This window comes from Mesorhizobium sp. M0500 (genome assembly GCF_040321165.1).
In the GTDB taxonomy this organism is placed as follows: domain Bacteria; phylum Pseudomonadota; class Alphaproteobacteria; order Rhizobiales; family Rhizobiaceae; genus Mesorhizobium.
Map to the genome: position 1 here is coordinate 249,310 of NZ_JAMYRB010000004.1, position 26,576 is coordinate 275,885.

General features: G+C 63.8%; 29 protein-coding genes. 11 read left to right on the forward strand and 18 right to left on the reverse strand.

Annotated features, from left to right (window positions below):
- Nucleotides 1-9 precede the first annotated feature (9 nt).
- Nucleotides 10-1,386, forward strand: coding sequence for an NAD(P)-binding domain-containing protein (locus NKI70_RS10655; protein WP_502896712.1), 1,377 nt, complete (start codon nt 10-12; stop codon nt 1,384-1,386).
- On the forward strand, nt 1,383-2,606 hold the full coding sequence (locus tag NKI70_RS10660) for an MFS transporter (RefSeq protein WP_352569165.1): 1,224 nt from the start codon (nt 1,383-1,385) through the stop codon (nt 2,604-2,606). The genes NKI70_RS10655 and NKI70_RS10660 overlap by 4 nt, the downstream gene beginning before the upstream one ends.
- 24 nt (nt 2,607-2,630) lie before the next feature.
- Here the strand turns inward: NKI70_RS10660 and NKI70_RS10665 are convergent, their stop codons facing one another.
- On the reverse strand, nt 2,631-2,855 hold the full coding sequence (locus NKI70_RS10665) for a hypothetical protein (protein WP_031213090.1): 225 nt from the start codon (nt 2,853-2,855) through the stop codon (nt 2,631-2,633).
- Nucleotides 2,856-3,084: 229 nt separating this feature from the next.
- Nucleotides 3,085-3,450, reverse strand: coding sequence for a VOC family protein (locus NKI70_RS10670; RefSeq protein WP_352569166.1), 366 nt, complete (start codon nt 3,448-3,450; stop codon nt 3,085-3,087).
- A 144-nt stretch (nt 3,451-3,594) separates the two neighbouring features.
- Here NKI70_RS10670 and NKI70_RS10675 point away from each other — a divergent pair, with 144 nt between their 5' ends.
- Entirely contained in the window at nt 3,595-3,906 is a 312-nt protein-coding gene (locus NKI70_RS10675) for a hypothetical protein (RefSeq protein WP_352569167.1), read from the forward strand.
- 44 nt (nt 3,907-3,950) lie between these two features.
- Complete coding sequence (locus NKI70_RS10680) at nt 3,951-4,826, forward strand: sigma-70 family RNA polymerase sigma factor (RefSeq protein ID WP_352724569.1); 876 nt, start codon at nt 3,951-3,953, stop codon at nt 4,824-4,826.
- A gap of 188 nt (nt 4,827-5,014) precedes the next feature.
- Here the strand turns inward: NKI70_RS10680 and NKI70_RS10685 are convergent, their stop codons facing one another.
- The 4 genes from NKI70_RS10685 to NKI70_RS10700 all read right to left on the reverse strand — a co-directional run bounded on the left by NKI70_RS10685 (nt 5,015) and on the right by NKI70_RS10700 (nt 9,673).
- On the reverse strand, nt 5,015-6,172 hold the full coding sequence (locus NKI70_RS10685; protein WP_352569169.1) for a sulfite oxidase: 1,158 nt from the start codon (nt 6,170-6,172) through the stop codon (nt 5,015-5,017).
- Between the two features lie 654 nt (nt 6,173-6,826).
- Nucleotides 6,827-7,471 carry a hypothetical protein gene (locus NKI70_RS10690; RefSeq protein ID WP_352569170.1) on the reverse strand — a complete coding sequence of 215 codons (645 nt, stop codon included), beginning with the start codon at nt 7,469-7,471 and terminating at the stop codon, nt 6,827-6,829.
- A 170-nt stretch (nt 7,472-7,641) separates the two neighbouring features.
- A complete protein-coding gene (gene dinB / locus NKI70_RS10695; protein WP_352569171.1) occupies nt 7,642-8,883 on the reverse strand; it encodes a DNA polymerase IV in 1,242 nt (413 codons plus the stop codon).
- Between the two features lie 331 nt (nt 8,884-9,214).
- Nucleotides 9,215-9,673 carry a GNAT family N-acetyltransferase gene (locus NKI70_RS10700; protein WP_352569172.1) on the reverse strand — a complete coding sequence of 153 codons (459 nt, stop codon included), beginning with the start codon at nt 9,671-9,673 and terminating at the stop codon, nt 9,215-9,217.
- Between the two features lie 119 nt (nt 9,674-9,792).
- Here NKI70_RS10700 and NKI70_RS10705 point away from each other — a divergent pair, with 119 nt between their 5' ends.
- Nucleotides 9,793-10,242 (forward strand): hypothetical protein, encoded by a 450-nt coding sequence (locus tag NKI70_RS10705; RefSeq protein WP_023675649.1) that lies wholly within the window; start codon nt 9,793-9,795, stop codon nt 10,240-10,242.
- A 43-nt stretch (nt 10,243-10,285) separates the two neighbouring features.
- Nucleotides 10,286-10,672: a hypothetical protein gene (locus tag NKI70_RS10710; protein WP_051406100.1), complete on the forward strand. Its 387-nt coding sequence runs from the start codon at nt 10,286-10,288 to the stop codon at nt 10,670-10,672.
- Between the two features lie 27 nt (nt 10,673-10,699).
- Here the strand turns inward: NKI70_RS10710 and NKI70_RS10715 are convergent, their stop codons facing one another.
- Nucleotides 10,700-11,062, reverse strand: a complete 363-nt coding sequence (locus NKI70_RS10715) for a hypothetical protein (RefSeq protein ID WP_352569173.1) — start codon at nt 11,060-11,062, stop codon at nt 10,700-10,702.
- A 705-nt stretch (nt 11,063-11,767) separates the two neighbouring features.
- Nucleotides 11,768-12,463 (reverse strand): XRE family transcriptional regulator, encoded by a 696-nt coding sequence (locus NKI70_RS10720; RefSeq protein WP_352457320.1) that lies wholly within the window; start codon nt 12,461-12,463, stop codon nt 11,768-11,770.
- 82 nt (nt 12,464-12,545) lie between these two features.
- Between NKI70_RS10720 and NKI70_RS10725 the strand changes: the two genes are divergently transcribed.
- The 3 genes from NKI70_RS10725 (at nt 12,546) to NKI70_RS10735 (ending at nt 14,316) form a co-directional block, all read left to right on the forward strand.
- On the forward strand, nt 12,546-12,944 hold the full coding sequence (locus NKI70_RS10725) for a hypothetical protein (protein WP_352569175.1): 399 nt from the start codon (nt 12,546-12,548) through the stop codon (nt 12,942-12,944).
- A gap of 69 nt (nt 12,945-13,013) precedes the next feature.
- Entirely contained in the window at nt 13,014-13,649 is a 636-nt protein-coding gene (locus tag NKI70_RS10730; RefSeq protein ID WP_352569176.1) for a high mobility group family protein, read from the forward strand.
- A gap of 61 nt (nt 13,650-13,710) precedes the next feature.
- Nucleotides 13,711-14,316, forward strand: a complete 606-nt coding sequence (locus NKI70_RS10735; RefSeq protein WP_352724570.1) for a DUF6456 domain-containing protein — start codon at nt 13,711-13,713, stop codon at nt 14,314-14,316.
- Nucleotides 14,317-14,360: 44 nt separating this feature from the next.
- Here NKI70_RS10735 and NKI70_RS10740 read toward each other — a convergent pair whose 3' ends face one another.
- Complete coding sequence (locus NKI70_RS10740) at nt 14,361-14,666, reverse strand: hypothetical protein (protein ID WP_023675656.1); 306 nt, start codon at nt 14,664-14,666, stop codon at nt 14,361-14,363.
- Between the two features lie 223 nt (nt 14,667-14,889).
- A complete protein-coding gene (locus tag NKI70_RS10745) occupies nt 14,890-15,153 on the reverse strand; it encodes a hypothetical protein (RefSeq protein WP_245274650.1) in 264 nt (87 codons plus the stop codon).
- Nucleotides 15,154-15,427: 274 nt separating this feature from the next.
- On the opposite strand from NKI70_RS10745, the gene NKI70_RS10750 reads away from it, so the two are divergent.
- Entirely contained in the window at nt 15,428-15,706 is a 279-nt protein-coding gene (locus tag NKI70_RS10750; protein ID WP_352453505.1) for a hypothetical protein, read from the forward strand.
- A 222-nt stretch (nt 15,707-15,928) separates the two neighbouring features.
- Here the strand turns inward: NKI70_RS10750 and NKI70_RS10755 are convergent, their stop codons facing one another.
- The 3 genes from NKI70_RS10755 to NKI70_RS10765 all read right to left on the reverse strand — a co-directional run bounded on the left by NKI70_RS10755 (nt 15,929) and on the right by NKI70_RS10765 (nt 18,992).
- Entirely contained in the window at nt 15,929-17,899 is a 1,971-nt protein-coding gene (locus NKI70_RS10755) for an acyltransferase family protein (RefSeq protein WP_352569179.1), read from the reverse strand.
- A gap of 192 nt (nt 17,900-18,091) precedes the next feature.
- Complete coding sequence (locus tag NKI70_RS10760) at nt 18,092-18,313, reverse strand: alkylphosphonate utilization protein (protein WP_023675660.1); 222 nt, start codon at nt 18,311-18,313, stop codon at nt 18,092-18,094.
- Between the two features lie 382 nt (nt 18,314-18,695).
- Nucleotides 18,696-18,992, reverse strand: a complete 297-nt coding sequence (locus NKI70_RS10765; protein ID WP_023675661.1) for a hypothetical protein — start codon at nt 18,990-18,992, stop codon at nt 18,696-18,698.
- A gap of 260 nt (nt 18,993-19,252) precedes the next feature.
- On the opposite strand from NKI70_RS10765, the gene NKI70_RS10770 reads away from it, so the two are divergent.
- Nucleotides 19,253-21,250 carry an AI-2E family transporter gene (locus tag NKI70_RS10770; protein WP_352724571.1) on the forward strand — a complete coding sequence of 666 codons (1,998 nt, stop codon included), beginning with the start codon at nt 19,253-19,255 and terminating at the stop codon, nt 21,248-21,250.
- A 124-nt stretch (nt 21,251-21,374) separates the two neighbouring features.
- Here the strand turns inward: NKI70_RS10770 and NKI70_RS10775 are convergent, their stop codons facing one another.
- The 5 genes from NKI70_RS10775 to NKI70_RS10795 are packed head-to-tail and all read right to left on the reverse strand — an operon-like array spanning nt 21,375 to nt 26,562.
- Complete coding sequence (locus NKI70_RS10775) at nt 21,375-22,310, reverse strand: phosphatidate cytidylyltransferase (protein WP_352679358.1); 936 nt, start codon at nt 22,308-22,310, stop codon at nt 21,375-21,377.
- Between the two features lie 22 nt (nt 22,311-22,332).
- Nucleotides 22,333-22,995: a lysophospholipid acyltransferase family protein gene (locus NKI70_RS10780; RefSeq protein WP_031211476.1), complete on the reverse strand. Its 663-nt coding sequence runs from the start codon at nt 22,993-22,995 to the stop codon at nt 22,333-22,335.
- 8 nt (nt 22,996-23,003) lie between these two features.
- A complete protein-coding gene (locus tag NKI70_RS10785) occupies nt 23,004-23,432 on the reverse strand; it encodes a hypothetical protein (RefSeq protein WP_352642804.1) in 429 nt (142 codons plus the stop codon).
- The gene (locus tag NKI70_RS10790) at nt 23,429-24,772 is read right to left on the reverse strand and encodes a phosphatase PAP2/dual specificity phosphatase family protein (protein ID WP_352621317.1); all 1,344 of its coding nucleotides are present in this window, start codon (nt 24,770-24,772) and stop codon (nt 23,429-23,431) included. The genes NKI70_RS10785 and NKI70_RS10790 overlap by 4 nt, the downstream gene beginning before the upstream one ends.
- 2 nt (nt 24,773-24,774) lie before the next feature.
- Nucleotides 24,775-26,562 carry a bifunctional alpha/beta hydrolase/class I SAM-dependent methyltransferase gene (locus tag NKI70_RS10795; RefSeq protein ID WP_352724572.1) on the reverse strand — a complete coding sequence of 596 codons (1,788 nt, stop codon included), beginning with the start codon at nt 26,560-26,562 and terminating at the stop codon, nt 24,775-24,777.
- Nucleotides 26,563-26,576: the final 14 nt, after the last annotated feature.

Here is a 26,576-nt window from a genome sequence, read left to right on the forward strand (position 1 = left end):
GATATGGAGATGATCGAAAAGCTCCCCGTTGCGGTGATCGGCGCCGGGCCGGTCGGCCTGGCGGCAGCGGTCCACCTCATCGCGCGGGGCATTCCTGTCAAAGTCTACGAAGCCGGCAATGCGGTTGCATCCAATCTCAGGGATTGGGGCCATGTCCGGGTGTTCACGCCCTGGCGCTATTGCGTCGATCAGGTGGCTAGAAACCTGCTCGAGGTGCATGGCTGGCGGATGCCGGAGCCCGAGGCATTCCCGACCGCAAACGACCTCGTCGCGGATTATCTCGAGCCGCTGGCAAAGCTTCCGCAATTGTCGCCGTCGATCGAAACCGGCGCCCGCGTCGTTGGCATTTCGCGCTGGGGCGCCGACAAGGTCTCGAGCAAGGAACGCGAAACCCGGCCGTTCATGCTGGTGGTCGAAACCGCCAGCGGCACGCGGCGCGACAGCGCCCGCGCCGTCATAGATGCGTCGGGAACCTGGCAGATGCCGAACCCGCTCGGCGCCGGCGGAATTCATGCCGTAGGCGAAGCGCAATTTGCCGACCGCATAGCCTACGGCATCCCCGATATTCTCGGCCGCGACCGCAGCCTTTATGCGGGGAAGACGACGCTGGTCGCCGGCTCCGGCCATTCGGCCGCCAATGCCTTGCTGGATCTCGCCAGGCTGGCGGAGGTGGAGCCCGGCACGGCTTTCATCTGGACGACGCGCGGCACCGACCTGGTGCGCATCTATGGTGGCGGTGATGCCGACCAATTGCCGGCACGCGGCGAACTCGGCGCCGAAGTGCGCGAACTCGCCGAGAGCGGCGGCGTCAGGCTGGTGACGGGCTTTGCGGCTGTTTCGATCCGCGATGCCAACGGCCGGCTGGTCGTCGAAGGCCAGACCAGGGACGGTTTGCAGGCGCTTGGCCCGGTCGACCGCATCATCGCCGCGACCGGACAACGCCCGGATCTGTCGCTGACCCGTGAGCTTCGGCTCGAGCTCGATCCATGGCTGGAAAGCGTCAAGGCACTGGGACCGTTGATCGATCCCAACGAGCACTCCTGCGGCGACGTGCCGCCGCACGGCCACCGTGAGCTCAGCCATCCCGAGCACGGGTTCTACACAGTCGGCATCAAGAGTTATGGCCGCGCGCCGACCTTCCTGCTGCTGACCGGTTATGAGCAGGTCCGCTCGGTCGCGGCGGCGATCGCCGGCGACATGGTGGCGGCCGACAATGTCCAGCTCGTGCTGCCCGAGACCGGCGTCTGCACCGTGCCGCGGATCGGCGTGGCCGACAAGGGGTGCTGCGGCGGTCCGGCGCCGGCAGCGGTGGATGCGTGCTGTGTCGCCGACGCCAAGGCGAAGGCGGTCGGCAAAGGCGGCTGTGGCTGCAGCGTCGCGGCATGAGTCTTTCGCCGCCTTCGCCGGCCATCCTGCGCAGCCGCGGCGCGATCATCACCGCGCTTGGCCTGACGCAGATCATGGCGTGGGGTTCTTCCTACTATCTTCCCGCGGTCATCGCGCCGGCAGTCTCCTCCGATACCGGCTGGCCGCTGGCATGGGTTGTCGGCGGCCTGTCCCTTGGCTTGCTTGTGGCCGGATTGATCTCTCCGCGCGTCGGGTCGTCGATCGAGCGGCGTGGCGGCCGCAATGTCCTGGCGTTCAGCGCTGGATGCATCGGGGTCGGCCAGGTTGGGCTGGCCGTTGCCCCCAACCTTGTGGCCTATATCGCTGCCTGGCTGATCGTCGGCCTGGGCATGGGGGCGGGGCTCTACGATGCCGCTTTCGCAACGCTTGGCCGCCACTATGGCCACGGCGCGCGCTCCGCCATCACCATGCTGACGCTGTTCGGCGGCCTTGCGAGCACCATCTGCTGGCCGATCTCAGCCTTGCTGCTGGGGGAGGTCGGCTGGCGCGGCACCTGCCTGGTCTACGCCGCCTTTCAGCTGGCAATTGCGCTTCCGCTCTATCTGGTGATCCTGCCCCGGGAGCCGCCGCAACCGGCAGTCAAACCAGGATTGAAGGAGGCGGCACCCATTCTCGACAACCAAGCCGATCCGTCGATCGTGATCGTTCTGGCCGCGACCCTGACACTTGCGGCTGTGATCTCCTCGACGCTGTCGGTGCATCTGCTCACCATCCTGCAAGGCAGCGGCATGGCGCTTGCCGCAGCCGTCGGGCTCGGCGTGCTGGTTGGCCCGTCCCAGGTGGCGGCCCGCGCGATCGAGATGATGATCGCGCGCTACCACCATCCGATTTTCACCAAGTTTGCCTCGGTTACGTTTGTGGCGATCGGCGTTTCGACGCTCTGGGCCGGCATGCCGATCATCCCGCTGGCGCTCGGCTTCTACGGCGCGGGCATCGGCCTCGAATCCATCGCCCGGGGAACGCTGCCGCTCGCGCTGTTCGGCTCGAACGGCTATGCGAAGCTGATGGGCCGCCTCGCCATGCCGAGCCTGATCGCCCAGGCGGCGGCACCCTCGGCCGGCGCATTGCTGCTGGAGCGCTTCGGCCCGCACGGGACGTTGGCCGCGCTTTCCGGTCTGGCGCTGGCCAACGTCATCCTCGCATGCGGTTTGGGCTGGCGGATGCTCCGCCGGCGGCAATCGCAGGTTCAAACCCGATAGGATTTCGACCTGCGTTCAGCGCCTTCAACTGGAGAGCGGGAGATCTTCCAAGGGATCGACAAGGAAGGACGCGGCGATCAGATCGTCCGCATCGAGGCGCAGTGAGCCTTTGGCGCCGCCCATAATGGCCGCAACCTTTTGAAATGTCTTGATCTCATGCTCGGTAATCTGGGCACTTTGCATTCTGGATTTGAGGTCAGCGACGCGCAGCCCCAAACTGTGGGACATTCCGATTTTACGGTTCGACATGGTAAGATGCTCCTCCCCGGCCCATGTTTGTTTTGCCACCCGCCCTATTCGTATTTCCTCCGCCTGCCTAAATATGAGGCATCGCGATACAGCGCCCGAACGCCCGATGCAAGGGAAGGTTCCGGCGCGCAGAGGTCACGAAATAATAATACGAAGGAAGTACGGCCGATGGTCCGGCCGGAGGTAGGACTTAGGTACGACGCCCCGCCGGACAGAGGGCTCCGGTGCCTTATCGGCTGGCGAGGACCATGCGGTTGCCTTCGCTGTCGCGAAACTCCGCCACCGTGCGCCCCGGCTGCCACGGCGCCTCATGCGCTTCGGTGACGATCTCGACGCCGCCCGCTTTCATGGCTGCGATCATTGCCCCGACATTTTCGTCGACCAGCACCAATACCGGCTCCGCGCCGGGTGCGTCGTCGGCGCGCCTGACAAAATGCAGGTTCGTCACGGCATGCGGAAATGCCAGCTCGATCCAGCGCCAGCCGCCATCACCCATTTTCTGGTCGGCCATGACCTGGCAGGCGAGATGCCTGGTGTAGAACGCCTTGGCGCGGTCCTGCTCGAACACCGGAAGCTCGGCAAACTGGATATGCATGATCGTCTCTCCTGCTTGACGGCTGCCGCGCAGCCGCCCACGCGGGAAAGACGATGCGGGCAACCGAAAAGATTCTTCGGCAAGGAGAATCTTTTCAGCGCAGCCGGTCGTCCTTCGTTCATACCAACCAGTCAGGAGACGACGATGAACTACGCGCTCATTCGATACGGTGTGAAGCAAGCCGACCTGGAAGATAACCGCGTGCTGGTCGAAAAAGTATTTGAAGCGCTGGGCGAGGCGGCACCGCCGACGGTGTGTTATCTCGTGCTCGAGCTGGACGACGGCTCGTTCGTCCACATCGTCGGCCAGGACGGCGATTCGTCGGCGCTGACCGGGCTTGCGGCCTTCAAGGCGTTTACGGAAAACCACGCCGAGCGCCGTTCGACCCCGGCATTGCGATCGCCTGTCAAAGTCATCGGCAATTACCGTATGCTGGCGGATCAGAAAGCCGGGTAGCGCCTGCCATGCCGCTCGCGCAGAAATGGGACGCTACGCCGAAAATGAACAGGGCGACTTTGGAGGTGATGCTCGTCGGGTTGCGGCCAAGGCTGCATCGCTACTGCGCGCGTATGGCCGGCTCGGTGATCGACGGCGAGGACATCGTCCAGGAGGTGCTGATCAAGGCGCTGCAGGCGATCGACGGCGGTGCGATCGTCGAACGTCCCGAGCAATGGCTGTTTCGCATCGCCCACAATGCCGCGCAGGATCATCTGCGGCGGCGCAATCGGGAAAGGTCGCGCATGACCGAGGCCGACATGAGCGTCATCGAGGATCCCTCCGGCAGCGCCGACAGCCGGCTCGCCGCCCAGACCAGCCTGCGCTCCTTCATGCAGCTTTCGGTGCCGCAGCGCAGCGCTGTGATCCTGGTCGACGTGCTCGGCCTCAGCCTGCATGAGACCTGCGAAGTGACCGGCGCGACGCTCGCCGCCACCAAGGCCGCGCTGCATCGCGGGCGGCCGCAGCTCAAGCTGCTGGCGCTGCAGCCCGAGCAGGCGCTCGCGCCGAGGCTCGACGCCGATGACGAGCGCCGGCTGCGGCGCTATGTCGACCTGTTCAACGCGCGCGACTTCGACGCCGTGCGGGCACTGATCGCCGAGGACGTCCGGCTCGACGTCGTCAACCGCGTCCGCCTGCGCGGCAAGGCCGAGGTTTCGACCTATTTCGGCAATTACGATCGTTTGCGCGACTGGACATTGTCGCTCGGCGTGGTCGACGGCCGGCCGGCGATCCTCATCCGCGACCCGCAGGCGGCCGACGGCGCTGTGCGCGGCTTCATGCTGGTCGAATGGAGGGACGATCAGGTCATCCAGATCCGCGATTTCCGCTATGCGCCCTGGTGTCTGGTCGACGCGGAGATTGAAACGGTGGACGGGTGAGTAGAAGGCTGGAATGGTACGGAGATGGCGATCAGGCAGCCTCCTCCTGGGTGACCCAAACGCAATTGCCACATGGCAGCACGTTCTTAGAGCGGTTCCGGTTCTCTTGGAACCGGTAACTCGCTCTAACTATCTGCTTTCCCGCATCTATGCGGACGCCAAATGCTTCCTTTTGGCTGCAAAATGCTCTAGCCGATACGCACGCGGCGCGTCACCTGGCCATTGCTTTCCCAGTATGTGTGCTTCTTGGCAATCAAGGGATCGTCCATCGCCGGTTGAATTTGTCCTGTGGTGCTGACCGCGCGCGAGGTCACCGTGTGTTCTCCAGGAGAGGGATTTGCCCAAGCCAGGGACCAGATTTTCCAAGCGTGTTCTGCCTCCTCACTGTGGTCAATGGTCGCTGGTGTCCAAGGCCCTTGATCGATTTGCACTTCGACCCGGTCGATCGGCGCCCCCCAGGCTGCCCCAACGATGCGGTAATCCGAGTCTTTCCGGGTAACCTTCGCAGGCGCGGACTTTATCAGCGCTCGCCCGACTGACGTCTCGGCCCATACGGTCTCGCCGTTGTGGTCCTCCTCCCGGATGGTGACATAGTCGCGGGCCATCAGAAGGCTCATGAACCGCGTATCGCGAACCTCGATGCGCTTTAGCCACTTGACGTTGGCGATCCCGTACCAGCCTGGCGCAATGAGCCGTACCGGGAAGCCATTGGGCGCCGGCAAGGCGGCCCCGTTCATTTCATAGCAGAGGAGATTGTCCGGGTTCATCGCGTCGGCGAGCGACATGCTGCGAGCGAAGTTCTGCCGCATCTTGACGTCGCGTATCGGGATCTCGCCTGTGTCGGTACCGAAAAAGACGACCTCGATGCCCTTCTCCAGAACGCCGGCTTCCTCGAGGATCGGGGCGAGCGGCGTCCCTGCCCAGCGAGCATTGCCGATGCCGCCGGTGAAAAAGGGAAACCCATGGTTGCCCGAGCATTCCACTGTGAAAACGACCTCCTGCCGCGGTCGCGCCCTGATGTCGGCGAGCGTTAACTCCAGGGGCTTCTTAACCAGGCCTCCGATCTCCATCGACCATGTCTTCTCGTCGATCGTTGGTCGGTTGAAATGCGAGATGCTGAAGAACTTGTCGTTTGGCGTTATCCAGCTATCCAAATCCTCCCAAACAAGCTGCTTCTGGATACCCGCCGGATCGGGATTTTCGGTCGGCTGATCCAGCCATGGAATAACTTCCTCGTTCGGCCGTGTTGGAAAAGCGTAAGCCCGGCGCGAGGTATAGAGAGCAGCAATTGCGGCAAGAGCCGCGCTTCCTTGAACAAGAAGTTCTCTGCGCTGAAAATCAGGCATGTTGTTTACCTCCCAGTTGATCCGGAACGGGCTGCAACGTGCCTTAGGCCGTAGCCTGATCACGGATAGGCGACACAATGTGAGGTCTGCCCACCCGGAAGTATCCGGGTAGGTCAGATAATCACCGACGCAAGTCAAGCATGTGAAGCATTGCACGAAACGCCAGCTCGCGTTTCGCACGCTAAGAGTGCGCCTTTGAGAAGGAACTGTCCACAACTTGGACGGGACATGATGATGATTGCAGCATTCCATGCCGATTTCCTGTCCTGCCAAAATGGTTGCTGCTCGGATCGCTGCCGAACGCCCGCTTCTGGGTCATTTCGGGACCTTCGCGGGTGCGATCGGAAGGGCCGTTCCGACCCAATTTCTGCCGTTCCGATATCGGCCTTGCCAACTCCAGGGCGGATGTTCACCCATTTCGACGAGAAACTGCGTTGGCCTGCCGTCTGTGGGCGCGACAGGATGGCGGTGCGGCCGGCGCAGGTGTATGATGGCGGTCTAATATTTCAAGATCAGGAATTTGCAGGTGGAGGGCGGGCCCGGGCGGCACATCAGAACCAGTCTGCATTACGAGGTGGCCAGCAACCAGGCCGCCTGGCTTGGGCGCGGCAGATCATTCACACGTGAACCATTCGCCAACCGAGCGGGGACACCCTAATTGGTGGTGACTTGCGTCACCGCCACGCCGGTTATCCTGCCGTTCCCGGCTGTGTAGGTGAGCGTCTGCGTGACCGTGGCGTCCTTCTGGTCGGGAGACGAAGGAGGATAAGAGGCGGCGAAGCCGAAATGGCCGTAACGATCGGGCTTGGCGGCGCCAAATTTCGCGGCCACGTCGCTCAGCGGCGCTCCGACGCCGGGCGTATCGAGTTCAACAGCTGTCAGGCTGGCAGGCGCGCCGGCGCATCCTTCCGGCACCTTACCTTCCGGGTTCGGCTGCAGGGCGACGGACAGGACACCGTGGTCGGAGCCGCCCATCTCGCCGGATACGAACCAGAAGATCGACGGCGATCCGCCGGCGTCGGGGCCGGCATAGCAAAGCCAGTGGCGTGAATCTCCGGCGTCACCTTCATCGTGCATGGCTCCGCCGAAGGCTTTTTCGACATCGGCAAGCGTGGTTTCCTCAAGCTTTATCTCCAGCGGCCCAGCCTTGACCTGCTTGAATAGCGGGCTGGCCAGCGGCGAGTTGATATCGCCCAGGGATGGAATCGCCCGGTCCGGGTTGAGCGGCTTGGCCAGCGTCGTTGCATTGGTCACCAGTCCGGCAACGATGAGTGCGAAATATCCGGCGTTCTGTCCCATGCCGATCTCCTGTCGTTCGAAATGAAGGTGCGGAAGGATTTGCGGGCGGGTGCTACCCTGTCTGGCCGATACCCAAACCGGTGCACGACCAACTGGACCGAAGATAAATTCACAAGTCCGCAGCCTTCAACGTCATTCCGGCGACTTGGCAACCAAAGTGTAATCGAGGCTCACAATTCCTTCTCGGCCAGCTCCCGAAATGCGTCGGGAACCGATCGCCGCAGTCCGAGCGCGACCGAGGCGTAGCCGACCGCCTCCCAGCCGAAGCGGTCGCGGATCTTGTCGACGGCGCGATCCGCGGTCCAGCGCGCCGCGCCCTTGCTGGTGCCGGGGCGGCGGCGGTCGTCGTCGAGCCCGAGCGGCAGTTCCAGTTGCAGGCCGGCATGCTGCTCCAGATGCGATACGGCGATCGCCAGCAGCGAGATTGTCTTTTCGTGCGGATGGTCGATGAGCACCTTGCGCACCAGCGCCTCGGCGATCTCGGCCAGCATGGCGGTTGCCGAAATCGGCTGGTCGAGCGTGATCGAGCGCGTCACCGAGCGCAAATCGGCAAAGCGGACGCGAACCGTCACCGTGCGGCCGGGCCGGGATTTCGCCCGCAATCTTGTGGCGACCCTGTCGGCCAGATGCAGCAAAGCGGGCACGAAGACCTGCTCCTCGGCCGGTTTTCGGCCAAGCGCCGACTGCGCACCCGCCGAGCGCGCCCGGCGCTGCGTCTCGAGCTTGCGCGGATCGCGGTTCCACGCCAGCGCGTTGAGTTTCTCTCCCGCCGCCGGCCCGAGCAGGCGCTCAAGCGCCCCACCATTGGTCTTCGCCAGCTCGCCGATGGTGTTGACGCCGATGCCGGCCAGCCGCTGCCTGGTGACCGGGCCGACGCCCCACATCAACTCGACCGGCAGGTGGTGCAGGAACTCCAGCTCGTGGCGCGGATCGACCACCACCAGCCCGTCCGGTTTTGCGACCTGTGAGGCGATCTTGGCCAGATGCTTGGTGCGGGCTACGCCGACCGAGATCGGCAGGCCGAGCTCGGCCCGCACGCGGCCGCGGATCTTGCCGGCGATCTCGGCCGGCGAGCCGAACAAATGGGTGCAGCCGGCGACGTCGGCAAAGGCCTCGTCGATCGAAATCCGCTCGACCACCGGCGTGAAATCGCCGAGCACCTTGATTGCCGCATCGCCCAGCCGCTGATAGTCCTTGAAATGGCCGCCGACGAAGATGAGTTGCGGGCAGAGTTCCCGCGCGCGCCGTCCCGGCATACCGCCGCGCACGCCGAACGCCTTGGCTTCATAGGATGCGGCAAGCACTACCCCGCCGCCGACGGCAATCGGCTTGCCGCGCAAGGCCGGGTCGAGCAACTGTTCGACCGAGGCATAGAAGGCATCCAGATCCGCGTGGAGGATGTTGGCTTCCATCCGGCCCGTTCGCCCGCGGCGGTTCGAACGCCGCATTGTCTCGAGTTGTGATGAGAACATAAAGAGAACATTGTGGGTGAATTGTCAAGCAGCGCGGACGACAGGTGAAGGGGCAATCGCTTCAGGTTGGCGCCGCCCCTCATCGCCCTGCCGGGCACTTCTCCCCGTATAGTGACGGGGAGAAGGACGCTTTCGTCGATGGCTTCGCCAATCACTAACGTTGCAGGAAAGTGCCGAGTTTGCGGACAGCCCCTTCTCCCCGTCGCTATACGGGGAGAAGGTGCCGGCAGGCGGATGAGGGGCAGCGCCGACTTCGGCAATCAGCCGAGCGCTACAGCGCCATCTTGTAGCCGAGATGACTGGCGGTGAAGCCGAGGCGCTCGTAAAAAGCGTGCGCCTCCCGTCGACCTTTGTCCGTGGTGAGCTGGACGAAGCTGCAATTGCGCGAACGGCATGTTTCAATCGCCCATTCGATCATCAGCTTGCCGAGGCCGCGCGAGCGCCATTGCCGGGCGACGCGAACGCCTTCGATCTGGCCGCGCCAGGCGCCTTTTCTCGAAATGCCTGGAAGGAAGCTGAGCTGCAGCGTTCCGACCACTTGCCCGGCGTTGACGGCGACGGCCAGCAACTGGTTGGGATCGGTATCGATTGCGCTGAAGGCATCGAGATAGGACGGCGCAAGCGGCGTGGACGGGTCTTCCCGGTCTGCGCCGAGCACATCGTCGGCAAGCATTGCAACGATCGCCGGCAGGTCGGGCGCCTGCGCGCGACGGAATTCGATCTCGCTCATCGCGTGGAGACATACGGCGCGGATTTGGGGACGACAAGCGTGAAGGGATGCAACTTTGCCGGTCTACTGGAAAGCAGCCGTTGAAAGACCTATGACAGGCGAGATCGGGAGGCTACGATATGGATGTTCCAGCCAGCATGAAGGCTGAATTGGCAGCCTGGAACAATGGGTCCGGCATCGATCTACAAAGCTGGGTCGGGTGCGAGGGCCGATTTGCGCTTGCTGTGGGATACAGCACCATTTTCTGGCCGAAATTCGTGACGTTCGAACGCTACGTTTTGATGGAAGGGTTTAGCGAGGAAGGCCTGCGAAGCTTTGAACGAGACCCCAACGCCACACGACAGTCCGTGGAAGCGGTTATGAACCACCTGCACATTGCCGACATTCACGCCTTGGGCGCCGCCGACATCTCTCGCGACAAACTCGTGTTTCTCGGCTCGGTTCTCAAGGAGATTTATGAGGCAAAACTGCAATGGCAGTTTGCGAACCGAAGGTTTGTCGTCGAGTTTTTCGCTTCAGACTCCAGAGACCTGGAGGATTATCAGCTGTCTTTCTGGCAAGCAGACTAGGGCAATGGGCGAGGCGAGCAACTTAGCGAGGGTCAACCCTTCAATGCGGATCGAAATCGAGGGTGTCTCCCTGGAGACGTTGAGGGCGCTGTCGCGCGCGGACCAGGATGCGTTGCTGGCCTTCGGCCGGCCGATCTCCTTCGCCATGGGCAGCGCCACCGTCCTGGCCGAATTCAATCGCAATGGCGGCACGCTTCTGGTCAATTTTGCCCATATCGACGGCGGTGGCGAAGGCGTCCTGCTCGTCTTGTGGAGGCTTGTCCGGGCCTATGCCATCGATCGGCAATTCAAGCTGATCCGTTGGAATGTCCATGCCGCCACCTGCGCCACACCGAATCCCCGGCTGCAGCGTTTCCTGCGCTCCCATCACTTCGCAGAGATCGACGATGCCAGCTACGGCCGCATTTTCGCTCGCAGCCAGCAGCTTTGATCGGCTGGCTGGCCGCTCCGCTCGGGCTTACGCCGCCTCGAGCGCCCAGAGGCGGTGGCCGTAGCGGCGGAAGAAGCGGGCGAACAGGCGCTGCTGCCTGGCGCGGGTGAGGTCGGCGGCGCGCCTTTCCTGTCGCCAGTACGGCATGTTGCGGAACATCGACAGGAAGCGGGCGGCATCCTCGAGTGCCTCCTCGGCTGACTGCGCCGGGCGGATCGCCGCCAGGAACAGAGCGCGGCTCGGCTTCAACCGGTCGATCGCCGCCTTGCGCTGGCGATGACCCTGGCGTGCCTTGCGGATGCCGTCCTGGCGGATGGCCGCGAAAGCGGCAAACATGGCCGGGCTGTCGCCGCTATAGCCGCAAGCATGGGCGAACTGGGCTGGGTCCATCGTCATTCCCTTGCTGCCGGCCGGCTGCGGTTCTGTTGCTCGCGCCGATTCCAGTCCACACCATGTATAAGCATAACTCAAATAATCGAACAAGTGAAACTTTCACGTTGATGTAAGCGGAACCGACTCGACTCCGCTCCAAAAACCGATAATGTTGCGAACAAAGCAGGAACGATGATGGGGATGACCATGGCATTGGCAGGCAAGGAAGCGACGATCGCCGATGTTGTCTCGATTGCCGTCGAATGCATCGACTGCGGCCGTAACAGGTGGTGGAAGCCGGCCGAGCTCAAGCGGCATGGGGTGAGGCCGGAGACGCCGCTATCAGCACTTTCGGGGCGCCTGATTTGCAAGGCCTGCCGGGCCGACGGCCTGCCGGGCGCCGCCGGTCTCGATCCAGGCCGCCTTCATCGACGACCGGCAACGGACCCGCGCCGAGGCGCGCCTGCTCAACGGTCGAGAGCTGCAGTCGAGGCGGGCTTGAGGGGGCGGGCGTGCTGCTCTTCCCTTCTCCCCTTGTGGGAGAAGGTGGCCGAGCGAAGCTCGGTCGGATGAGGGGTGTTGGACGGATCGCTACCTTGATGGCGTAAGTGCTTAAAAATCGCTTCTACATTTCCTCCGCCGCGTTCCTTCCAGCACCCCTCATCCGGCTCGGCGCTGTGCGCCGATCCACCTTCTCCCACAAGGGGAGAAGGCAACAAGCCCTCAATACCCCAGCAATTCCTTGAGCGGGATGACGCGGAAGACGTTCTTGATGGCGTAGCGGTTGAAGGACAGCGTCTTGGGCGGGTTGTACTGCTCGACGATCAGCTCGGCGGCGGTGCGCTTGACCAGCTTCTTGATGAAGGCCTTGCCGTTTTGCTCGTTCTCCTCGGGCAGGGTCTCGATCACCACATGGTCGCCGGGCAACGCTTCGCGGCCGCCGCAATAGATCATCTCGCCGGGCTCGTAGCGCGGCACCATCGAATCGCTCAGCACGTGCAGCGCAAACACGTTGCGCAGATGCCGGATCCCCGGCGGCCGCTGGACATAGCCGGCCGGCTGGCCGTTGAAGGTGAAGTCGCCATCGTCGCCGCCGACGGCGGTGCCGAGAAGCTGGATGTCCATCGGCCCGGCGGGCAGGGGGCCGGGATCGGTGACGATCTCGGCATCGGCGACCGGTCCGGCATCTTCGAGGAAAACGACCTCGCCCTTGCCGAGTGCCACCGGGTCGACGCGCAGGAACGCGGCGGTCTTCAAAAGGTTCTCGGTCTTGGGCAGGTTGCGCCCGGTTTCCCAATTGCCGACGGCAGCGACGTCGGTGTCGTTGTGCTCGGCAATGTGGCGCATCACCAGGCCGCGCTGCTTGCGCGCCCGGCGGATCGCCGCTCCGACCTTGATCGACAGTGCAGTTTTCGCCATGGCTCCATCTGAGGCATAAGAATCGGTTTCGTCTATGCAAGAATCGCTTGCATAATTGATTGAGTTATGCTCTTATACGGTCATGCACAAGTCGCTTCACCAGCTTTCGGTCCTCGAATCCGCCCTTCAGCGCGCCGGCAGCGCTCTCCTGGAGGCGGTACCACAACCGGTCGCCAAGGCCATGCATGTGCCAAACCTTTCCCCTTCGTCGCGGCTGTCCTCCTCCCCGGCCGGGACGATGCCCGAGGCTCGCGCCTCGGATCCGGCAGCGCAAGCGGCCGGAACGGCCGGAGCCGTTCCCCTCACGGCTCCGGCCACGAATTACCTGCCGGCCGGCAATGCGGATGCCGCAGTTTCCTGCACCCGCACCGAAGACGGCGCGGTCATCGCCTTCGACGAGCGGACGGGCAAGGCAGTGTCCGGCGCAACAAGGCAGGCGGCCGAGATGAAGCTCGATCGCAGCAGACCACGCGAAGGCTGACCGGCTTTCGAGCCTGAGGCCGGCGAAGCCGGCGCCGCACACAACCATTTTTGCAGGAAATGAAACATCATGGCCGCCCGCTATTCCGCCTCGGAACTGGAACAAATCGAGAACTGGCTGATGAGCGGGCTGTCGGCCGCGAAGATCGCCACCCGGTTGACCGCGCTGCGCGGCCGCCCGGCCTCGCGCGCGGCCATCATCGGCATCGTCCACCGCACCGCCCGTCTGCGCGCCATCGGCCTTGCCAGATCCAAAGGCTGGTGTGGCCGACGCTCTGGCGGCCGGCTCGGAAATTCGGCGCCTGAGCCATCAAGCACTGCTGATCAAGCGGAGTCGGCTCCGAAGGCCGAGCCACGCTGCCGCCCGGCAAGGCTGTCGGCCAGGCTGGCGCCGCCGGCCTGGCAGCCGGGTCCGGCTCGGATCACCGGGTCAGATGGCGCGCCGCTCGAAATGCCGGCGCCGCGCCCGATCGCCGCCGGCGGTCGCCAGCCGCATTTCGTTGCCATGCGCTTCATCGATTGCCTGTTCGAGCGCTGCCGCGCGCCGCTCGACACGACGCTGCAGGAGGATGCGGAAAACGATGCCCCCGGCAGCCGGCCCGGTTTGGACATGCTGTGCTGCGGACTGCGCACGAACCCATCGAAAAGCTACTGCGCCTATCACGCGGCGCGCTTCCTGCGCACGCTGCCGGCCGAAGCGATTTGAGCCCGTTGGATGACGGAAGTTCGCCAGAGCCCGACGACCAAAACCCAGGAGGACCGAGCCGATGAGCACCAAAACCGTCCAGAAGATCAAAGCCAGGCCGCCGCGATTGCCGAAAGGCGAGGCCGAGCAGGTGCGCATCCGCAAGGAGATCGGCCATAATTTCGCGCTGAAGGACGACAGGTTCGGCCGCAAGCGGCTGGCCAAGGGGACGCAGGAGGGCGCGCGCCTCTATGAGGTTTCCAATGACGGCCACACAGCGACCGGCGGCATCGTGCGGGTGCGCAACGTCGACCCGCTGAGCGGCCTCACCTCGCTGTCGCGCCAGCAGCGCGAGGCGGGCATGCGCTACCGCCAGGATTTCCGCAACTCGTCCGAGGCAACCGCCAAGCCGATGGCTTGGGCCGAGCGCGTCGACGGCGGCCGTACCGGCAGCGGCGTCGCCGAACACATCCTGTCCGCCGGCCGCGACCATGCCGAGGCAACCAGGGCGCTTGTCCATTGGGAGATCGCCGGCATCGTGCAAAAGGTCTGCTGTGCCGACGCAACGGTCAAGAGCCTGGCCGAACAGGCCGGCGAGCCGCGCGACGTGGTGGTGAAACTACTCAAGATCGGGCTCGACATATTGGCCGTGCATTACGGCATGATGCTGATGCGCAAGCCGAGGTGAGAAGCCCCGCCGATCCGGCCGGCAATACCGGCCGGATCGATCCGTCAACGACGGCAGACACGGATTCTTTCGATAATCCGGTGGTGATGACGCCAGTGCTTGATGACTTCGGTGTGGCAGCGCCGGTGGTGGTACCGGTAGCGCGGCCTGTAGTCCTCGTCGTAGACATCATAGCGGTAACGGGGGACGTACTCATCGTCGTAATCGGAATATCGATGGTGGCGATAATAATAGTCGTCGTCATAGCCGTTGCCGATGCCGATCGTGACGCTGCCGCCGGCATTCGCCGGGCCGATCACGGAAGCCGCCGAGGCGATGGCGATCACCGAGGCAAGCAGGAGCTTCTTCATAGCTACCTCCTTCTTTAACGTCCCTCTAATAGAAAAACCCCCGAGGGGCAGCCTCGTTCCATAGATTGGCAAGATGTAAGGAACGGACGGGCCCGAAGTTTAGCGCCTGCTGGCGCGAAAACGCCGCTGGCTGCGCCGGGGTCGGATCGTCGACGCAGCGTGGCCGCTCCTCTCATCAAACAGCGGCAATCGCGCGTCAGTCCCGTCTTTTGCCGACGTCTGCCTACAGAACATGGCCCAATTCCAGCAAAACGAACGCGGTCGCACCCAGCACAGCGAGGGCGTAGGCCGCATAAAGAACAAGCAGCATTACCTCAAAGTCCCGGACGAAGCTTGTGGCAATCCTGGTCTCCTTAGGCTCCGCTTTCTCGATGCGGTCGGTTTCCAGTTGCTCCGTTGCCACAACGAGGCAGACAATCCTGTCGTTGTCGGCCGCCTGTAATATCCGTTCCGTCAAATCGACTGCAATCACTGGATCATCGGCCAACTGATCTCGCGATAGCCGGCTTTCAGTGACGGTCTGGATTTCACGCTTTCTCACGCACGCATAATTGCGTCGACTAAATTAGGTTCCACTAAAATAGATAGATTGCCTCGACCCGATCACGACGTGGTGAGGCGTGAGCCCAGCTGGGCGGTGAACTCCGCCTGAGGCCGCCATTTGCCGACCGTCGAGGCGAATCTCGATCGGCGCATCCTCCGATCAAAGGGCGCGGGCTTCTTTATAGGCTGCTACGGTGCGCCATTGCTGGTAGGTCGCAATGCCAAAGCCGCCAAACTCTCATATCGCGAACGCAGCGCCGACGTCTTCAGTGCCGACCGGTTATGACGAAGATCGCATGCTTACTTATATCCGGCTGCTCGACGCGTCGGCTGAAGGGACCGATTGGCGTGAGGTCGCCCGCATCGTTCTGCACATTGATCCGGAGCAGGAGCCGGAGAGGGCTTTCCGGGCGTGGGCGACACATCTGGCGCGTGCACGATGGATGACCAGGAAGCGGAACGAGTTGCGCCAATTGCATGATGAGTGGTGGGGGTGAGCACTATCTAAGCGGAACTGCCGTCTCGGTCTGGCCGTTGAGGGAGGAGGCCAACATGGAAAAGCGCCCAATGACTTCTTGGCGAGCTTTCGAGCTGTGCTGCCTTCTTGCAGTTCCGCTGTCGCTTATCCTTACGGTTTTCCTGGCGGGTCTTATCCTTAGCTGACCCCCGCATGGTTGCTTGCCGAGGGCTGGGTCGTGATCCGACAAGATCCGGAACCGTTACTTTACGGCCGCCGCCATCACATCCGAAAACAGCGCCCGCTCCACTGCCGGTTCCAGCGTTTCGGCGAAGGGCGTCGCCAAGTGGTGGCGGTCGCGGAAGGCTAGTTTGCCGTCGATGAAGACATGGCAGGTGGTCTGGTCGCAAAAGCGGTCGGTCATGTCGATGTAAGCAGCGTTCGGTGTCGAGCGCACGATATCGCGCTCGATGGTGGCGATGTCGTCGTTTGCCGCCATGATCCTCGGCGTGTCGCATGTCGCGGGCGTCTGGCCCCGCCACAGCGCCCGCGCCACGCATTTGTCGGCGTAGCTTGCATTGTAGGGAACGTCCCTGATGACCGCGACCTTGATGCCGGCCTGGCTGAAGGCTTGAAGCGTCCAGCTGAGGCCGGTCCGCCACTGCGCTTGCCAATCGGCGTGCTTCAACTCCTCGGGCGATTCTTTCATCACATTTCCGATCGAGAACTCCGAGATCACCACCAGTTGCGGGTGGAGCGCGATGATGTCCTTGACCGACTGCTCGCGCCATTGATCGCATTCGGTGTAGTCGCGCTTCAGCCGCCAGTTCCAGGTCGTCACCCGCGAAGCCCGGCAGGAGGATTTGAGAAAGGTGACGACGCGAAAATTGTTCTTCTCGGCCGCCTTGATCAGCGGCGTCGACCAATGGTCGGCATGCGAGTCGCCGAACAGCACGACCGAGCGCTGGGCATCCTTGCGGCCGAACATGCAGGGCTTCGGCTTGACGGTCTCGAAATCGAGCACGCAGCCGCCATTGGTCGCGCGCACGGTGGAGAGCTGGGCGGCGCTGTCGGCGATGACGTGCTGTTCGGGGCTGAGATTGTGCTCGGCAAAGCGCGCATTGCCATAGGCCGCGACCACGCCGGCGCCGGTCAGCGCGACGGCGGGCACCAGCGCCCGCGCTGCTCCGGCCATCAGCCAGCCGTTGCGGCGGATCGGGTTCTCGATGAAATGATAGGTGAACATCGATAGAAGCAGCGTCAGCGCCGCGCAGGCAAGGCGGTCCAGGATGGACAGGCTGGGAACCACCATCGCCGCATAGACGATGACCGGCCAGTGCCAGAGATAGAGCGAATAGGACAGCCGGCCCAACCATTGCATGGGCGGCAGCGCCAGCACGGCGCTCGCCAGATTGCGGCCGCCGCTGCCGCTGAGCAGCAGCAGCACGGTGCCGGCAACAGGCGCCAGCGCATTCACCCCGGGAAACGGCGAGTCTTCGTCCAGCATCAGATAGGCCCAGGCGATCAGTGCCAGACCGAGGCATGCCTGGAGCGTGGCCAGCAGCGGCCGGTCGCGCCAGATCTTTGCCGGCGCCATGGTCGCGAGGCCGCCGGCGGCGAATTCCCAGGCCCTGAGCGGCGAGAAATAGAACGCCCAGGGCTGCGACACTTCCGTCAGCCAGGCGCAGGCGGCGAAGGAGGCCGCGCCGGCGACGCCGATGACGATTATAGCGGCGCGCTTGCCGGGACGCAGCCAAGCGGCGGCGAGAAGCAGCGCCGGCCATGCCAAATAGAACTGTTCCTCGACCGAGAGCGACCAGAAGTGGATGAACGGGTTGTTGGTGGCGTCGGCGGCGAAATAGTCGAACGACCAGCGGATCAGCCAAAGGTTGATCATGTAGGCGGAGGCGAACATGGCGCCTTTCGAATAAAGCGCCTGTTCCTCCGGCGACAGGATGAAGTAACCCGTGAACAGCGTGGCGAGGATGACGAACAGTGCCGCCGGCAACAGGCGCCGGGCGCGCCGGGCGTAGAAGCGCCAGAGGTTCAGCCGCCCGGTCTCGGTGATTTCCGTAACCAGGTGACGGGTGATCAGATAGCCGGAGATGACGAAGAAGATGTCGACGCCGGCAAAGCCGCCGGGCAGGCCGGACAGACCAAAATGGAAGGCGATGACACCCGCCACCGCCAGCGCGCGCAGCCCTTCGATGTCAGGCCGAAATGATGCCGACACAATCACCTCATGCAAGGAATGCCCACCTCGCAGAGGCTCGACCCGATGCGACGATATTGCAATGCAACAAATCTAACGCAGTGCAACATAGGGGGAGGGCGCGGCTCCTCCAGTTCCTCGCGTGGGCGATTCACTCACATGAGCGATTCGAGAGCGACTGATATGGAAGCGAAGCGAAGGGTGCCGAGGCGATCACGCCTTTTTCAAAAACTCGGTCTTCAGCACCAGGCCCTTCACCTGCCTGGTGCTGCATTCGATCTCGCCGGGATTGCCGGTGAGGCGAATATTCTTCACCAGCGTGCCGCGCTTGATCGTCTCCGACGTGCCTTTGACCTTGAGATCCTTGATCAGGGTCACGGAGTCGCCCTCGTGCAGCGCCGTGCCATTGCTGTCTCTTATGATCGCGTCGGTCATGGCAGGTCTTTCGTGGGACTCCGGTGCGGAGGTGGTTGGCTCATTACCCGGCCTATCCCACGGTTGGCGGCGAGGTCAAGCGTGCCGGGGGCAGCGTGCCGGTAACCAAGCGTGCCGACCGCTAATGCCAGGCGGACGGCCGACCGGAAAACCCGGATTGTGAGCAGACTGGGACCCCCTGGGCGGTAGTGGCATTGCCGCTTCGCGACATGCGCTCCGGCCAAGCCATGCCAATGGCGCCACGGCAATCGAAGTCGTGGCCTTTTACGCGGATATTCCGGCACGAGTTCAAATAGATGAGCGCCCGCCCGTGCGGACAGGAAGGTCGCAGTGACAGACCTGCCCGCCCTTTCGCTTGGTGCGTTATTTCAATTGGCAACGATCACTTGTTGGCGCCACCGAGCTGGTTGGCCATCTTGCAGAAGTCGGCATGCATCGTGGCAATGCCTGCGTCGCTGCATTCCTTCAACATCATGGCTCGGTCGCTCGTGGACATGGCCATCCATGCCGCCTTGAATTCGGCTTCCGACTTCATGGTCTTCATGCCGGCGTCGGTGAAGAAGGGGTTCATTTTCTGCGGATCGTCGAGCGCCGAAGTGCCAGTGGCACCGGCGGCAAGCGCTGCGCCGGTCATCATCGAAAGCGCCATCGCGCCCATGCAAAGCGTCTTGATGTTCATGATCATTCCTCCTGAGCTGCTGCTTTGAGGTTGTCCATCAGCGATCTACGAAGGAACGGTGTTTTGACCCAAAAGTTCCACGTTCTGGCGCAGACATGGAACAGGATTGCCCGTGACGTCATTAATGCAAAAAATTCTACCATGACTGAATTTGCCGCGCTGCCGACCAGGGCAATCGGCGTCCAGCTGGGTGAGACGCTGCGAAGTTGCACGCCGGCTCAATATGCCCGATCATGGCGACGGCGGGGCGGAGGTATCAAGTGGCGGCAAATCGTCGAAACGACGCGCACCTGTCGGAGCCCCGGCGGGCGGGCATTGTTTCCGCGGCCAGGGCGCTTCCGCGCACATCGTTGCCCAGCGTAGCGTCGGTCGTGACGGCCGTCGCGGCGCTCTATTTCGGGCGCGAGGTCTTTCTGCCGATCGCAATCGCGCTGCTGCTTACCTTTGCGCTCGTGCCCATGGTGTCGGCACTCAAGCGAGCCGGCATTCCGCGTCTTCCTGCCGTGATCGCCAGTGTGCTCGGCGCATTCACGGTGCTGGCTCTGTTCTCCTTCATCGTCGCCACGCAGGTCAGTGAACTGGCGCAGAACATTCCGCTTTACCAGGCGAATATCCTGACCAAGGTCCGGTCGCTCAAGGAAACCGGCGTCGGCGGCGGCATCGTTTCCAGATTGAGCCGGGTGATCGAACGCGTCGGCCAGGAGCTCGACAGACCCGAGCCCGCACAACCCGCCGCCGATCAGCCTCCGCGGGAACCGATCCCGGTCGAAATCGTCGCGCGCGAACGACCGCTCGAGGTTCTCCAGAATCTGATCGGCCCGCTGCTGAGCCCGCTGGCATCGGCCGGACTGATCGTCGTGGTCGTCATATTCATGCTGCTCGAGCGGGAGGACCTGCGCGATCGCTTCATACGCCTCGTCGGCTATGGCGATCTGCATCGAACCACCGAGGCGCTGCAGGATGCCGGCAAGCGCGTCGGCCGCTATCTGCTCATGCAACTGGTCGTGAACATCGTCTATGCCGTCCCAATTGCAATCGGACTTTGGCTGCTGGGCATACCCAATCCATTGCTGTGGGGCTTGCTGGCGCTGGCGCTGCGCTTCGTTCCCTATATCGGCCCGGTCATAGCGACGCTGTTGCCTCTGTTCCTGGCGCTGGCCGTGGCGCCCGGCTGGTCGCTCGTGCTCTGGACCGCAGGGCTTTTCGTCGTGGTGGAACTGATCACCGGCAACGTGATCGAACCTTGGCTCTACGGCTCGCGCACCGGGCTGTCGCCATTGGCCATCATCGTTGCGGCGATCTTCTGGACCTGGCTTTGGGGGCCATTGGGCCTGGTTCTGTCGACGCCGCTCACGGTCTGCCTCGTCGTGCTCGGCCGCCATGTGCCGCAGTTCGAATTCCTCGACGTTCTGTTCGGCAACGAACCCGTGCTCGAACCGCACGCCCGGCTTTACCAGCGGCTGCTGGCCGGCGATCCCGAGGAAGCGACGGACCATGCCGAGGAGATGCTGGAGGAAGAATATCTGGTCGAGTTCTACGACAAGGTCGCGATTCCCGCACTTCTGCTCGGCGAGCAGGACCGGGTGCGTGGTGTGTTGAGCGATGAGCAAAGACAGCAGGTCGCGGGCAGCGCGCTGACGATGGTGGCGAACCTCGACGACAGCGCGCAGGAGGAGGCGGAAGCGGACGACACGGCCGCGGCCGAGGACAACGGCTCACGCGAGGACAAGCACGTTCAGGGGGAGGTTCAGGGCGAGGAAGACACCGAACTGCCGGATGGCACGGGCATGTCGGTGCTGTGCGCCGGAGGGCGCGGCGAGCTCGACGACGCGGCTGCCGCCATGCTGGCGCAGGTGCTCGAAGTCCAGGGCGCTACGGTGTTGAGAGCGAGCTTCGCCGAGATGGAACCGGGGAGCATTCGCCGCCTTGAGCTCGACCCCGTCGATAGTGTCGTCGTCGGATTTTTGAACCGGGATTCCGTCAAGCACGGGCGGTTCCTGGTCCGTCGGCTGAAACGCGCCAAACCAAGGTTGCGAGTGGGCATCGTGTTGTGGTCGGAAGCCGACAGCGACAACCAGGAGGCAGATGCCAGATTGGCCAACGAGATCAACGCCGATTTCGTCGCACATGGCATGGTAGGCGCGGTGCTCGGTGCGTTGTCCAGCGCTCCGCCGGTGGCGCTGAAGACCACCGCCAAACGCCGCATGCGCCGCCTGACGCCGGCGCGCAAGAAAGAGCCGCTCGCCGCGGCAAAATGAGCGCGGCGAAGACTGCGGCAGGTCGGGTTATTACCGCTTTCGCGAAAGTGGCAATAACGAAACGGATCAGGTTGTCTTCGCAAGGTCGCGCTGAACCGTCCGCCGCGGCAAACGGCGCCAACCTTCATAGAGTCCAGAAATAGCGCACCGTATGGAAGAAGACCGGGGCGGCGAAGACCAGGCTGTCGGCACGGTCCATCATGCCGCCATGGCCTTCGATCAGATGGCCCCAGTCCTTGACGCCTTGATCGCGCTTGATGGCGGAGGCGACCAGCCCGCCAAGGAAGCCCATCAGGCAGGCGATGAAGGCGACGCCGGCTGCCTGCAGCGGCGAGAACGGCGTCAGGAACGACAGCAGCGCGCCGAGCAGGCTCGATGCCGCCAGCCCGCCGACCAGCCCCTCCCAAGTCTTCGACGGCGAGACCGTCGGCGCCAGGAGATGCCGGCCGAACAGCTTGCCGAAAATATATTGCAGCACGTCGCTGCCTTGCACGGTGATGATCAGGAAAGCGATCAGCAACAGGTTGCGGCCTTCGAAGCCTGGCACCTCGAGCGTCAGCAGCGCCGGCACGTGGCTGACGCAGTAGACCGAAATCATCACCGCCCATTGCTGCGCCGAGACGCGCTCGAGAAAGCGCTCGGTGTCGCCGTGCAGCGCGGTGATCGCCGGCATCAGCAGGAAGCAGTAGACCGGGATGAAGATGGTGAACAGGCCGTACCAGGCGGTCCACACCAACCAGTACTGGAACGGGATGACGATGCCGAACATGCCGAGCAGCACCCAGTGGTCGCTGCGGCGGCTGTGCGTCAGCGTCACGAATTCGCGCAGGGCGGCGAAGGAAATCAGCGCGAACAGGATGGTCATGCCGGGGCGGCCGAAGAAGAAGGCGACGGTGATCGCCACCACCATCACCCACCAGGCATTGATGCGCTGGGTGAGGTTGACCAGCGTCGGCGACAACGGCTTTGGCGCGCGCCATGACAAGACGCCGGCGACGACGCTGGCACTGATCAGCACCGCCAGCAGGCCGACAATCAGAATGAGGGTTTCGTGCATCATCGGCAGCATTTTGCCTTGGTCCTCAATCGTCTCGCTGCGGCCGGGGGTTGAGCGCCAGCAGCGTTTCGCGGGCGCGATCGAGAAAGGCGCGGCGTTCCTCACCCGGTTGAATGGCGATCGGCGCGCCGAAGACGACACGGCAAAGCAGCGGCACCGGCACGAATTGGCCCTTGGGCAGCACCCGCGACATGTTCTCGATCCAGCACGGGATGAGTTCGACATCGGGCCGCGCCATCGACAGATTGTAGAGGCCGGAGCGAAACGGCAGCAGCGGTTCGTCGGTCATGTTGCGCGTGCCTTCGGGAAACAGGATCAGCGAATGGCCTTGGTCGAGCACCGACAGCATGATCGAGATCGGGTGCTGCGTTTCATCCGTCCACTGCCGGTGGATCAGCACGGAAGACAGCATGTCCTCGGCAATGAAACGGCGCAGCCGCGTCTTGCTCCAATAATCGGCGGCCGCCACCGCATGGGTACGGGCGCGTTCCTTCTCGCTGAGGCAGGCCGACAGCAGGATGAAATCGCCGTGGCTGGCATGGTTGGCGAAGTAGATGCGCTGCCGGTCCGATGGCTGGCTGCCGTTCCAGATCGGCCGCACTCCGGTGACTACCCAGGCCAGTGCTGACAGGCCGACCGAGGTCACCGTCTGCAGCAGGGTATAGGTGCTGACGCGAAGCTTTGTCATGGACGGGCTCAAAAGAATGCCGCGACGACCGAGGCCGCCGCGAACAGGCTGAAGGCGATACGCTGCTTGGCGAGCAGACGGCGCGTGCCGGCCATCCGCTGGTCGAGCGAGCGGCCACCGGCCGCCGTGGGTTTCAGCCGCATGCGCGCCAGCACGTCGTCGATCGCCGCACCGCCGCCTGCTTCGCTGGCGTGGCTGGCCATCAGCCGGAACAGCAGCGCGTCGAACAAAAGCAGGGCCGAGAGAATGATTGTGGCTATGGCACTCGCGGCGGCGATCAGCCAGACTACCGCGGACAGCGATGATGTTTGCGGCACTGCCGCCAGGCCGATGACCGGTGCCGCCAGCAAGGCAGCAGCAACCAGCAGCAGCGGCCATGCCACCTGCACCATCAGCCCGGCAGCGAATGCTTCGGCCCTGTCACGATAGGCGGTCATGCCGGGTGGTCCACGCCAAGATGCACAGGCCGGCCGGCGGCAGCGAGCTTGCCTCGCGCCTGATCCGGCGTGTCGGCCCGGCCGCTGGCGACCAGCCATTCGGCTACGACGGCGGCGCTGCGCTGGAAGCCAAGCGCGCAGCAGACCAGCACCGTGCCCTGGCCCCGCGCCGTCTCGATCGCCGCCACCGCTTGCGCACGCGCCTCGCGAGACGGCGGCAAAAGGTCGATCATGGGCAGGCTCAACCAGTGGATCGAGGCGCCACGCGGCCTTTCCAATTCGCCGGCAAGGTCGATCACCGTGCCGAAGGCGTCGGCCTCGGCGGCGGTCGGAAAACGGCCAAGGGAAACACCGTCGGCAATGACGATCTGCGCCGGAAGCTTTCGCGTCCATGCCCACACATTGACCTTGGCGGCAACCCGGTAGGGCCACAGCAGAAGACGGCTGGCCAGCGACACGCGGCCATCGGCTGTTTTCTGGAACACCTTGGCGCCGGCGCCGGCATAGGCGAAAGCGACTATGGCCAGCGCCAGTGCCGGCCACAACAGGATGAGCCACAGCGCCGAGACCAATGCGCCGGCAGCAGCGCCGGCCAGCGCAAAGGCTGCGCCAAGCGCATAGAACAGCGCCAGAAGCCGCGCTTTCGGGTCCGCGGTCAGGCGGAAGCCGGCGAAAGGCAAGGCGCCGTCGCGCGGAAACAGCCACAGCGCGAAAAGGCCGAGCAGCGCGCCGGTCGGAATGTCGATGAAATGGTGCTGCCACGTCGTCAGCACCGAGGCGCCGATCAGGAAACACCAGACATGCCAGGCGACGCCGGCGATGCCGGTCAATCTGTGACGCCAATGGTCCCAGATGATGACCAGCAGCGCGATATGCAGCGACGGCGCCTGGTTGAAGGGTTTGTCGAAGCCGCCGAGCACGGCGAACATGAAGCCGGGCAGGCCGCTCGTCTGCGGGCGCACGAACGTCGCAGTCAGCGGGAACAGGATGAAGCAGGCGACGGCGACGATCTGCGCCGTCAGATAGCGGCCGGCAAGGCGGTCGACGCCGCTCTTTGAATTGTTCAACAGCAACGACAAGCCATAGAACAGGTTGATCGACCAGTAGGGCACGATCGTCCAGGCAAGGAACGGGATGCCATGCTCCCAGCCGAAGACGATGCTGCCGACGTCGTCGCGCCGCGACGCCAGCCAGTTGGCGAAGCCGTAGGTGGCGTAGAAGAACGGCGCCAGAAATGACAGCCACAATGCGGCGCGCAGGACTATCCCGGGATACGGCTCGCGCGGCAAGGCCGGAAGGGCAGGGGCATCGCGAGGTAAGGCAGAGGCAGGCAAGTCCATGCTCAGACGCGCCGCGCGACCGAAACGGTGAAGATGCCCCACTGGTCGATTCGCTGGTCGAGCTTCTCGAAGCCGGCGGCCGCCACCAACTGGTCCATCTCGGTCTGCGTGCGGCGGCGCATCACCCAGGCCTGGCCGCCGCGATGCGAGGTCAGGCTGCGCGCGATCATCTCGAGCTGCGGATGCCAAGGCTGGTTGGTGTAGACGAGCAGGCTTCCGGGCTGCATGGCGCTGGCCAGTCCACCGAGCGAGCGGGCGATCATGGCATTGTCGGAAAACAATTCGTAGAGCCCCGAGACGATGGCGAGATCCGGCGCCGGGTCGAGCCCGGCCAGCATCGTGGCGTCGAAGGCGTCACCTCGATGGAACGAGACGGTCGCCGGCAGCTTGCGCTCGGCGATCAGCTTGCGGCCGAGCGAGACGTTGAGCTCGGAGAAATCCTGCAGCCGCACGCTTGCCGGCGGCGCGGCGCATTTCTGCACGGCATCGAGCACGTAGCGGCCATGGCCGGCGGCGATATCGACGATATGGACCGGCCGGCCGGCGGCCTTGAGCGAGGCGGCGGCGCTGCCGATCAGCTCTTCCAGATGCAGCTTGCGCTGGTGGATGCCGCGCCAGCCGATGGCATCGAGAAAGGTGCGGTCGATCATGCGGCCAATGGGGCTGATGCCGCGCGCCTCGTTCTCATAGACATAGTCGAGCGTCGAGCCGGAATCGAAGCCGGTGGCAATCCCCGTCTTCATGCCGGACGACAGCCAGGCGCCCATGCGGATCGAAGCGCGGCTGATTGTCCAGTAGAGCCCCCTGGGAGACAGCAGCGGCAGCGGCGAGGCCAGCCGGTCGGCCTCGTCGCGTGTGTAGCCGGCACGGTCGGCCTCGGTCAGGTCGACCGGCTTTTCCGGCGCTGTGAACTGCCTTTCGAGGAAAGGCCCGATCAGGTCGAGTGCCTTGTGGCGGTCGCGCTCGCCCAGCGTGTCGTGAAAGAAGCCGGGCAAAATATGCCGCTCCTTGGCCGGGCTCGCCAGATTGACGAAAAACTCGTGCTGCGGTCCATGGCGCACCACCCAGTCGCTGCCGGAGATCAGAAGCTGTGTCGGCACGGTGATGGCGCGGGCGTCGGCGACGATGCGCGCGGCATGGTCGTAGAGCTCGACCAGGATGTTGGAGGCGATCGGCCGGGTGATCAGCGGGTCGGCGTCGAAGGAGGCGATGCGCTCGGGGTCATGCGTCAGGAATTTCGCCTTGACGTAGGAATTGACGAAGAAGCGGCCCTTCAGCTTCTGCCACAACGCAATGCCTTGCTTGGCGAAGGGCACGTAGAGCTTGACCGAGAAGGCCGGCGAGGCCAGCACCAGGGCGCGAATGTCAGGCGCATAGTCATGCACCCAGGCGGCGGCAAGCACGGCGCCGAAGGATTGCGCGATCAGCGCGATGTCGCGCCGCGCAAAGCCGTCGCTGCCAATCTCGCGCACGAAACAATCGATGTCGCGCACCAGCGCCGCAAACGACGGCGCATAGCCGCGTTCGCCGGCGGAGCGGCCATTGCCGCGCGCATCCCAGGCATAAAAGGCGTGGTCGGGCATCTCAAGTTCGTCGACCAGATGCGCCATGCGGCCGCCATGCTCGTGGCCGCGATGGAACAGCAGGATGGCACCCTTGCGGTGTTCCGACAGCGCCGGCCAACAGCGGTAAAAGATATCGGTGCCGTCATGGCTCTTGAAGCTGCGCTCCTGCGCCACCCGCTCGATGTTGGCTGAAGCCACTGCCGCAACCGTCTGTTGGTGAAGCATGTCGTTCTCCCTGG